The sequence below is a fragment of the Candidatus Paceibacter sp. genome (assembly GCA_013360865.1).
Classification (GTDB): Bacteria; Patescibacteriota; Minisyncoccia; order UBA9983; family UBA9983; genus SURF-57.
This window is the reverse complement of record JABWAS010000021.1, coordinates 1-9,935: the sequence shown is the minus strand read 5'-3', so window position 1 is coordinate 9,935 and position 9,935 is coordinate 1. Positions and strand designations below refer to the sequence as shown.

At 36.2% G+C, this 9,935-nt stretch carries 8 protein-coding genes; 4 read left to right on the top strand and 4 right to left on the bottom strand.

All coding sequences use genetic code 11. The features are described from left to right. Positions 1-87 precede the first annotated feature (87 nt). Complete coding sequence (locus tag HUT38_04000; protein ID NUQ57616.1) at positions 88-2,280, top strand: hypothetical protein; 2,193 nt, start codon at positions 88-90, stop codon at positions 2,278-2,280. 495 nt (positions 2,281-2,775) lie between these two features. Beyond that, entirely contained in the window at positions 2,776-3,813 is a 1,038-nt protein-coding gene (locus HUT38_03995; GenBank protein NUQ57615.1) for a radical SAM protein, read from the top strand. A 35-nt stretch (positions 3,814-3,848) separates the two neighbouring features. Here the strand turns inward: HUT38_03995 and HUT38_03990 are convergent, their stop codons facing one another. Beyond that, a complete protein-coding gene (locus HUT38_03990) occupies positions 3,849-5,159 on the bottom strand; it encodes a glutamate--tRNA ligase (protein ID NUQ57614.1) in 1,311 nt (436 codons plus the stop codon). Between the two features lie 276 nt (positions 5,160-5,435). Here HUT38_03990 and HUT38_03985 point away from each other — a divergent pair, with 276 nt between their 5' ends. Next, entirely contained in the window at positions 5,436-7,124 is a 1,689-nt protein-coding gene (locus HUT38_03985) for a glutamate--tRNA ligase (protein ID NUQ57613.1), read from the top strand. Between the two features lie 200 nt (positions 7,125-7,324). Further along, positions 7,325-7,834, top strand: a complete 510-nt coding sequence (locus tag HUT38_03980) for a hypothetical protein (GenBank protein NUQ57612.1) — start codon at positions 7,325-7,327, stop codon at positions 7,832-7,834. A 70-nt stretch (positions 7,835-7,904) separates the two neighbouring features. On the opposite strand, the gene HUT38_03975 is transcribed toward HUT38_03980, so the two are convergent. From HUT38_03975 to HUT38_03965, 3 genes are read right to left on the bottom strand one after another with little or no spacing between them, the layout of a single operon-like run. Further along, the gene (locus tag HUT38_03975; protein ID NUQ57611.1) at positions 7,905-8,489 is read right to left on the bottom strand and encodes a hypothetical protein; all 585 of its coding nucleotides are present in this window, start codon (positions 8,487-8,489) and stop codon (positions 7,905-7,907) included. Between the two features lie 25 nt (positions 8,490-8,514). Continuing rightward, positions 8,515-9,156: an AAA family ATPase gene (locus tag HUT38_03970; GenBank protein NUQ57610.1), complete on the bottom strand. Its 642-nt coding sequence runs from the start codon at positions 9,154-9,156 to the stop codon at positions 8,515-8,517. A gap of 19 nt (positions 9,157-9,175) precedes the next feature. Continuing rightward, the gene (locus tag HUT38_03965) at positions 9,176-9,748 is read right to left on the bottom strand and encodes a class IV adenylate cyclase (protein ID NUQ57609.1); all 573 of its coding nucleotides are present in this window, start codon (positions 9,746-9,748) and stop codon (positions 9,176-9,178) included. Between the last annotated feature and the right edge of the window lie 187 nt (positions 9,749-9,935).

The window sequence follows — 9,935 nt, the reverse complement described above, 5'->3', positions numbered from 1 at the left end:
ATGGTATATGATTTGAAACAATAAGGAAACAGGTGTGGGGGTAAACTTCTTAAATTCTGTTTAACCTTAATTGAAAGGAGGCCTTAAATGGCTAAGAAATTTGTTGTTTTGGCGACAGGGATGTTGCTGTGTTTTTTGTTGGATGTTGTTGCTCTCGCCTCGGAAACGATAGATGGCACTGTGGAAACATTTTTTTCCGAGAATAAAGAGTCACCCTATGATTGCAAACCTTCATATTTTTTGCGCGATGCAAATGGCAAAAAGATAAGGCTCTTGCTGAAGGGACTGGATAGACCACCCGGCCTGCCGCCAAACACGCGCGTAACCGCAATCGGCGATTATGCCGATAATGGCTTCAGGTGCGAGAAAATCGTACCACAAACGCCGCAACTAATAGGTAAAAAGGAGGTTGATTTTTCCGACACAACGGGAGAACAACCGACTGTGGTATTACTGGTAAAATTTAAAGACCTTGACGACAGTCAGATCGGCGAGGGCACAGAAGGAGGCGTGGCCACAAAAGCCGACGCCGAGAATGTGTATTTTAATCCCGACGAACCGTGGTCGCTGGACAATTTTTACAGGGAAAATTCACGTGATTTTTCCGGCGATAAAATCTGGTTTACAGGCAAGTGCCACGATGAGTGGCGCTTTATGCCCCAGAATTCCGATTACTATGGGTATAGCGAAGGTGGGCAAAACAGGGCGGATATCCAGATAGATTTAATACTAAGAGACGCTCTGGAGGTATACAAGGATGTTTATTTCCCCGATTACACCAGGCTCGTAATAGTAATGGGCGGAATGTGGTCCTACGCCATTAGTACCGTGGGAAAAACAGAGGTTGCCACCGATGACGGAGCAATAAATATGTCGGTGAACTGGCTGGATTACCGCGATATTAAAAATAAGCGCCTTAATTACAAATACCATGAGATGGGGCATGCTTTGGGCGCATATCACGCCAATGGGATGTGGTTTAAGAATTGCTTGGACATAGACAGGATTCCAAATTGGAGCGGGAGTAATAACGGCAATGATGAGTATGAAATTAGCGTATACAATGACGATTGTATTATGGGTCACGGGACTTTGCATTTCCAAGAGCCACTCAAGGAAAGATTTGGCTGGAGAAGTGCGGAGCAAATAATTGAAGCGACATCTGATCAAACTATTACTTTGGACCAGCGTGCCCTTCCATCTGATGGTCTAAAATACATCAAGATTCCTTGCGGCTTCAGGGTTGATGAATTTAACCTCATTCAGGTTTTATTTTACGAAATTGAATACGGTTATCCGACCGGAGTGTTTGAGTCAAACAAATCAGCTCTTGGACCAGAAGGATATGTATTTTTAAGAATACTTGCCGAAAACCAGCTCTGGGGTAGGACCGACAGCGACACCATCGTTTTATATGATAGAGATGATTACGGAACTTATAACCTGTATCACGTGCTGGAGGCCCGCGACTTCTGCGACTCTGTCGGCACCAATATTAGTTTGATTGGCAAGTCCGGCGCGGACGCGGACGCTCAAGCCACGGTTAAGATATGGTTTGAGTGTGCCGGCGAACAAGCACCCTTTTTGTTTAATTATTGGGAGCAATATAATTACAGCCTTTTCGGTGGAAGTGTTGATCCATTCATAACAGTCGGTAATCAGGAAGGAGTTGCTTGTGGAAGAAATAAATACAAACTGGAGGCATTTCCGGAGGGCGGATGGGAAGTATATTTTAGCAAAGACTTGTTGGAATTGGACCCATTTACAAGCGAAAATGTGTCCGTGCATTTTCAGCCACCAGCCTATATTGAAAAACAAAACTATGAGATAAGGTTGCGGGTAAAGGATACAACCAACGGTCTTTACACAGATTCAGTTGTTCATATTTATGTTGACGGCTGGACGCCAAAGCCAACTCCTACCCCATCACCGAGTCCGAAACCATCACCCACGCCGCCGAAACCGACTCCAACTCCTTCACCAACCCTCTCTCCGACACCAAGTCCAACACCTACTCCAATGACAGTCAAAGAAATTCAGCTGTCGCCGGAAAAAATCAAGGTAAGAGTGGAGCAGGAAGCTGACGAGGTCATTGGAGAAACGATAACCGCAATGGTTACCAAGGGGAAACGGAAAATTTATGTTTCCCCTGCCAGCGCCACATCAGATCAAAACGGGCAAGCCGTTTTCAAGATAAAAGGGTTAAAGAAAGGAAAGGCGCAAGTTGTCTTTTCTTCTCAAGAAGTAAATAAAAAAGCCAATGTCAAGGTTAAACCTTGACACGGATTAAATAGCACCTAAAGAGGCCAAGTCCTCTCCCCCTCCTGCAACGCAATGTTGCAGGAGTTTTTTTACAACATCAGGCTTAAAAATATTTTAGAAAGCGTTTTGATTGTCATTTACAGCTAAATTATACAGCCAACAACAATCAGAAACAATTTAAAAAAGAAGTGGGTGTGAATAAGTGAAAAATTAAGGTACGCTTAAAAAAGCAAGAAACGGAGCCGGGATGCGGAGATTAAGCTTTTTTGTCCTTATCGACCACATTGGTAAGACTTTATTGTTTGGATCTTCATTGCTTATAGCTATACACAGTATTTATTTGTATTAACGAAATAAATTAAGCAAATACGATTTAATGTTTAAATTGATTCTAAGGTTGACAGAGCAAACGTGCTAGATTAACCTTAAGTTAGCTTGATAAGCTACTTGGACTTTGAAAATTTCATTATTATTTTAATAATAAACCTCTAATAATAAGAAAGGAGCCATGAAATGAATAATGTAGCTGTAACAGGCGGAATTGTTCCTCTTACAATGAGTAATCTAGAAGCAGAAACAATTAATAATCCTGATGAGAAAGCATGTCCTTTTGTCACCCTTTCGCTTACAAAAAAATGTCCATTTAGGTGCTTATATTGTGGTGAAGGCGGCGAAGGAACCATCAGCAACATGTTGGAATTTAGTCATGACTGGTTTAGAGAAGTGGTTGATTCGTCTGTGTTTTGTGGGGTGAAAAAGATTCGTTTTACTGGAGGAGAGCCCCTTGTGTATAAAAACATTGATAATAGTGCCAAATATGTATTGGATAGTGGTATTACTTTACTTATAAACACAAACGGTTTGTTTGTAAATCGGTTTATAAAGGCCATTGGCAACTATAAGAAAAACTTGCACATAGCAGTCAGTCTTGATTCATTAAAAGAAAAAACGTTTGATAAGATGTCTTCCACAAGAGGATTGTTTCAGAGAGTAATTGATAATATTATTATGCTTAAAGAACTAGGACTGCTTCTTCGTATTAACATGGTGGTAACTCAACTCAATGTAAAAGAAGTGCCAGGCATGGTTAATTTTTGTTGTTCAAAAGGTATAAATCTTAAACTACAGGAAGTGGTGTGTGTACCTATACCATTTGGTAGCTGGCCAAGTTTGCATGTTCCACTGGAAAGCCTTGATCTTTTTTTGGAGGGACAAGCGGATGAGGTTTTTGTGCACTCATATTCTCGCAGTCACGGTGTTCCAGTAAAGGTTTATAGAATTGGAAGTATTTTAGTAACAAATAAAAGTCTGGCTGGAGGGTCACACTATGATGTAGATGGTGTGTGCAAAAAATGTCCGCATTACCCATGTCATGAGGGATTGTATGATTTGTATGTGCTTCCAGATAGACGGGTTGCCGTTTGTCGATGGCATACTCTGGGGGACGGAGATATTTTGAAAACTTTAGATGAAGGAAAAAAAATATTCATGCGCTCCAGTTATGTTAAGAGGCACTTAATGCCAATGTGTGCAAAAGGAAAAAATGCTTGAACAAATGAATCAAAATTGTAAAAATACGTTGCTCTTCAAAGGACAACGTATTTTTTAATACAATTATTTAGACGATAAAGCGTTTCTTTTTTACCAATAATAGATGATATGCTAACGGGATCAAATGATATCAATCTTCCAGACAAAATTCTTCTCATTTGTTCTAATGGATGGATTATTGAGTTCGATTTATTAAGGTCTTTTAATTTGCTATAAATGAAAGTTTTTTCAAAATTTTTATCAGGAATTTCCTTTAGAATAGTAACTAGGGTTTTAATATCGCTAATATTTATTTCTTCTTCAAAGTGACATTTTGGTCTTTCAAAAAAATACTTAATTTGACCTTCCTTAGTCATTTTATTAATATCAGAAAAATTGTTTATTCTATTAAAAAGAAAAACTAATAGCTTTTTTAAAAAAACACAATTTTTAGTTTTATATTTTTTTGGCAAAAAAGACTTGCTTATTTTAAACTTTTCAACTAAAGACATTTTCCTGATATGTTGTTTATTAAACCAATCAAGTTTTGTGATATCAAAAATGGCGTTTGCTTTTTGTAATCCTTTAATACTAAAAAATCTTAATAATTCTTTTTTTGAGAATATCGGTCTCATATTTTTTTTGGGAGACCATCCAGAAAGTGCAACAAAATTTAATATGGCTTCTGGTAAATACCCCGCTTTCTTAAAATCCAGAATGTTCATCCCTTGTTCTTTTCGCAGGGATAATTTAGTTCTATCCGGCCCAAGCAATAACGGTAAGTGACAATATTTTGGTGGTTTAATTCCCAAAGCTGTTGCTATCATGATGTGTTTTGGTGTATTAGGAATATGGTCTTCTCCTCTTAGAACATAATTAATGCCCATCTCATAATCATCTACAACGGAAGCTAAATGATAAGTTGGGTCATTCATGCTTCTGGCAATAACAAAATCACCGAAATAAGAAACATCTGATACTATTTCCCCTCTTATTTGATCAAAGTATTTTACCTTGCCACCACAATTTTTAAATCGTATTAAGGTTTTTTTGTCTTCATCTTTATTTGTTATGTAAGCGCTGCCATTCTTAATTAGTTTTTCAATGTATCTTCTATAAATATGCTTCCTTTCTGATTGCCTATAAATCTCATCCGGATTGAGGCCTAGCCATATTAATGAATCTATAATATATTTTTCATTTTTCTTTTTAGAACGCGGATCGGTATCGTCTACTCTTAAAATAAACTTACCTTTTGTCTTCTTCGTAAGGAGGAAAACATAAAGAGCGTTTCTAATAATGCCAAGCTGAAACGTGCCAGTAGGAGTTGGAGCAAATCTGCTTATTATTTTTCCTGAATAATCCACTTAAATTATGGTAGCCTGAGATACCTACGAGATATCGTTTCCTCATGAAAAGTGAGGCGTCCTACGCTAGACGATCAGGCCATATAATAACTGAAATAACATTTTATTATAATATATTAACATATAATTAAAATTTGTAAAAAACATGGATTTTTGTTAAAAAATGTTATAATTAAAAAAATTTAACAAACTATCTTTGTTAAATTGTGCTGGTTTTTGAACATGGATACAGAAAAAACAAGTAGCCATAAAGGCCAGTCAGAGGGCTTTAAAAATATGATCGAAAAATTATTACCAAAAACAGAAAAAGATTTTGAAATAGAGGAAATTGAAAGAAAATACCCGCCACGTCAACTAAAGGAAGGGATGATGGTGACCCGCATAGCCCCAAGCCCCACTGGCTTTATGCATATTGGTAGTTTATATACAGCTCTTGTGTCAGAGCGTTTGGCGCATCAAACAGGGGGGGTTTTTTATTTGCGCATCGAGGATACTGATAAAAAGCGAGAGGTGGAGGGTGCTGTCGATTTGATAATTAATTCCATGAATCATTTTGGCGTAAAAATAGACGAGGGGGAAAATATTTTCCATAATGAAATTGGAGAGTATGGTCCATATAAACAAAGCGAGCGGAGAGAAATTTATAAGGCTTATGTTAAGTTATTGCTTGAAAAAGAATTAGCTTATCCTTGTTTTTGTTCGCCGGAAGAACTGGAGGATATGCGCAAACAACAAGAGAAATTAAAAGTTCCTTTTGGTTATTATGGTAAGTGGGCAAAATGGCGCAACCAACCTAAAGAAGATGTACAAAAAATGCTTAACACTGGGAGGCCGTTCGCTGTTCGTTTTAGATCCAATGGTAATTCTAATAAAAAAATTATATTTGATGATATTATAAAAGGAAAGCGTGAATTACCTGAAAATAATCAAGACATTATAATAATGAAATCCGATGGATTGCCAACATATCACATGGCTCATGTCGTTGATGATCACCTTATGGGCACTACGCATGTGTTGCGGGGCGATGAGTGGTTTAGTTCTGTCCCTATTCATGTTCAGCTTTTTGAAGCACTTGGGTGGAAACCTCCACGATATGGACACTTAATGCCTATTCAAAAAAATGAAGGGGCTTCAAAAAGAAAATTAAGTAAGAGAAAAGATCCGGAAGCAAGTGTAGCTTACTACGACGAGCAAGGATATCCACAAGAAGCTGTTGTAGAGTATCTGATTAATCTTGCTAATTCTAGTTTTGAAGACTGGAGAAAATCTAATCAAGATAAAGATTATCGAGAATTTAGTTTTTCTTTGGAAAAACTAACTCATTCAAACGGGGCATTGTTTGACATGGTTAAACTTAATGATATTAGCAAGGATGTAGTGTCGCGATTTACGGCGGAAGAGATGTACGTTAAAGTTTTTAATTGGGCTCAGAAATATGACAAGAAATTTTCTGAATTAATGGAGCATAATACTGGATATGTAAAAGATATCATGAATATTGAAAGAGGTGATGAAACAAAAAAAAGGAAAGATATTGCCAAATGGTCTGAAGTGAGAAAAGAAATAGAATATTTTTTCGATGAATTATTTTTTGTAAGTAAGGAAGATGTATCTCAAAACTTAAAAGGAATAGATTTTAGAGACACTGAAGGAATCATTAAGACTTTTGTAAGTTCTTATAACGAAGATTATACTAAAGACGAATGGTTTGACAATGTAAAAAAAATAGCTAAGGCATTTGGTTATGCCGAGAGTACTAAAACATATAAACAAAAACCGGATCAGTTTAAAGGAAGTATGGCAGACGTTGCTAAAATTTTCCGCGTATTATTGACTGGAAGAGTGCAAACCCCAGATTTGTACTCAATTATAAAAGCAATGGGCAAAGATAGAGTTTTAAGAAGACTTTCTGCATTGTTTCAGTTTTTGCCGGTTTCTGAGTCGTCCTATTCCAGAGAGTAAATTAACTTCCCAATTCCTCGGCAAACCTAAAAAGAAAAAGAAAGGAGGTGATAAAATGAAAACACGGAAGAAAAATTACAAACCCGCTCGTGTTGCTACGGCTGTTGATGTCAATTCATGCGCATCAAAACATTCAAAGGCCGGGGCTGGTTGCAAAACAGCAAAAATCATTCCTTGCCGCATTGGCTAGGAAATGATTTTTGCAAAATAAAGAGGAGGAGCAAATTGTTCCTCCTCTTAACTTTAAAATGAAAAATTTAACGGAAAAAATATATAAAGAATTATTATCACGTAATAATGTACTTATAATAGGTCTTACTGACAGCGGCAAGACATACTACGCAACAAATGAGCTCGTTCCATTTCTTAAAAAGAAAGGGTTTAATGTCGCCTTTTTCTCAGATTGCGACCATTTATCCAATATTTCTGATGAAACTGGCCTTGCTATAGTTGATGAAGTAGAAACGCTTATAGATAAAAATTTTTTAGAACAGCGACACTTCCAAGATAAGCCTTACTACTCGCCAGAATACCTAAAAAAAGTAGAAATTTGGCACAATAAATTGAAGCTTATTAAAATACCGTCGGTTTTTATACTGACGAGAAGTGAAAAAAGGGAAATAGAATACTTAATTAACAATGTTAAAGAAATGGACTGGGGGGCACCCGTTAAATGTTTAGCTTTTGAAAATTATAAAAAAACTACTTAGCCCTTTTCTTCCCTTAAGTTAAATTTGGAAATATATTCCATTTAAATTAGCAAATATCCAAAATTTAAAGTTACCTGCCTTTATTTTTAATCTTATGTTCTTCTTCGGCTTTCTTTGTAAACTCTACAAGCTCTTGATCGGTCATTAGCCTAATATTTAATTCTTTTGCTACTTCTTTTATTCTTTTTTCTGCTGATTCTTTATCTTTTATATCAGCAATAACTATTTCCAGTTCTAAATGATATCCCCAAACATCACTATATTTTAACGCAATTTCTACCTCTTTATAAAGATAGTTTTTCCTTTTCTGAAACGAACGCATTATATTATCGGTAAAACCAAGGGAACTGAGGACTTTTGTAAAATCAGCCGCGTGTTTTCGCTCTATTGGAATTTCTAACTCCTCAAAATCGCTTCCTTTTCCTATTTTATTCAGCTTCAAAACAACTTTGGCATTATTTTTTGATACATTGTCAACAACCTTAAGCAACTTATCCGACATTATGAAAAAATGCACATCTTTATCGTCTTCACCAAGATCAACGGCATTATTTTCAAGAAATTCTTTTATTCTGCCATACTCTTTCTTGTTAAACATAGACCTAAACTCAACTTCAATTTTTTTTGTACCCAAATTACGTTGCTCTATATTCATAACTTATAGTAGTGGTAATTATAAATTATAACTTACAATTGATCAATTTAACACAACCAACAAACTCTCTCGCAACCTCTTCTACTTTACCGTCTTTATTTTTAATAATAAAATAGGGTATATTAAATTTATTTGATAGCTTCTTAACTTTTTCTACGGTTCTGTTGTGATATTTCCGTAGCAGCTTTATCTTTTTATCATCGTCTGAATTTTCGGGAACAGGAAAAATTTTTCTATTTCTTTTTAAATTCATTGAATCGGACTTTATTCTTGCCAAAATTTTTTCAGGCTCATCCTCCAAAACAAAAAGGCCATCAAATAATCCAGCCCAATCGTCGGTTGCGTCAGAAATTTTCCCTTCTTTTATTCTTAAATAATGAGCATCAACCAGGAGTGTTTTATTTTTTTGCTTCGCGGCCAAAATAAATCTCATCATTTTGTTAAGCTCCTTATTCTTAATATTGTCATCCATAGATTGTAGCGAATGGTAATCCCCTTCTTTTAAACCGAGCCATCTCATAAAATATTTTGAACCGTGGATTATTTCAAAACAATCATAAAGCTCTTCTAATTTTTCCAAAAATGTTGACTTGCCAACACCACTAACCCCACCGATAAAACATTTTTTTGCCAACAATTCTTTTTCTTTAAAACTCTTTTCCTGCATAATGCCCAATTAAAAACCATCACTTGTCATAATCCTTAAAAGCCATGTGCGGCTTGAAAGGCAATCCTTTTGCCAAGCGCCATTCCGTAAAGAGAGTGTCCACCGGTTTAACAAGGGCGTCTTTTATGTCAAAGCCGAGTTGTTTTGCAGCTTTTTCAATTTTTTCTTTGTCCCCTTCAATTTCTAAAAAGTTTTCAAATGGATATTTCTGTATTTCAATGTGAATATCGTTATAATTTTTCATCCGCAGTGGCAGGGTATATTTTTCATAAGACGTAGATGGCGAGTAGCCCATCATTCTTAAAATATGCGTCATAACTTCAAAATTACCCACCTCTGTTTCCAGCTCTACTTCTTTCTTTTCGTTGCCAACACTCGGCAAAGGTCTTTTGTAAGATAAACTGATTTTATCTCCCTGCTGTCTTAATCTTATTCTGCCGTCAGTGTGTTCCATCAACTTATCCGAATTATCAAACATCACGGTTTTTTGGTGGACTTCTTTATCTGTTGTAATATTCGGACTATCGGTAATTTTTTTAATCTGATTACTATCAATTTTAAATTTTAATTCTACTTCAATTGATTTGTTCATTCTGCTCATATAGTAGATTTTATGTTGCCTATAAATTTAAGTTACTTTAGCATTTCGCAGCTACTTTTTCCACTATCCACATCCGCCCCGTCCAGTCTCCAATAGCTTCACACCACCTGAGCTGGAGTTAAGAAATTAATTCCGGCATGAAGCCGTTCATACTTGTAGTATTTCAAATATTGTTTCA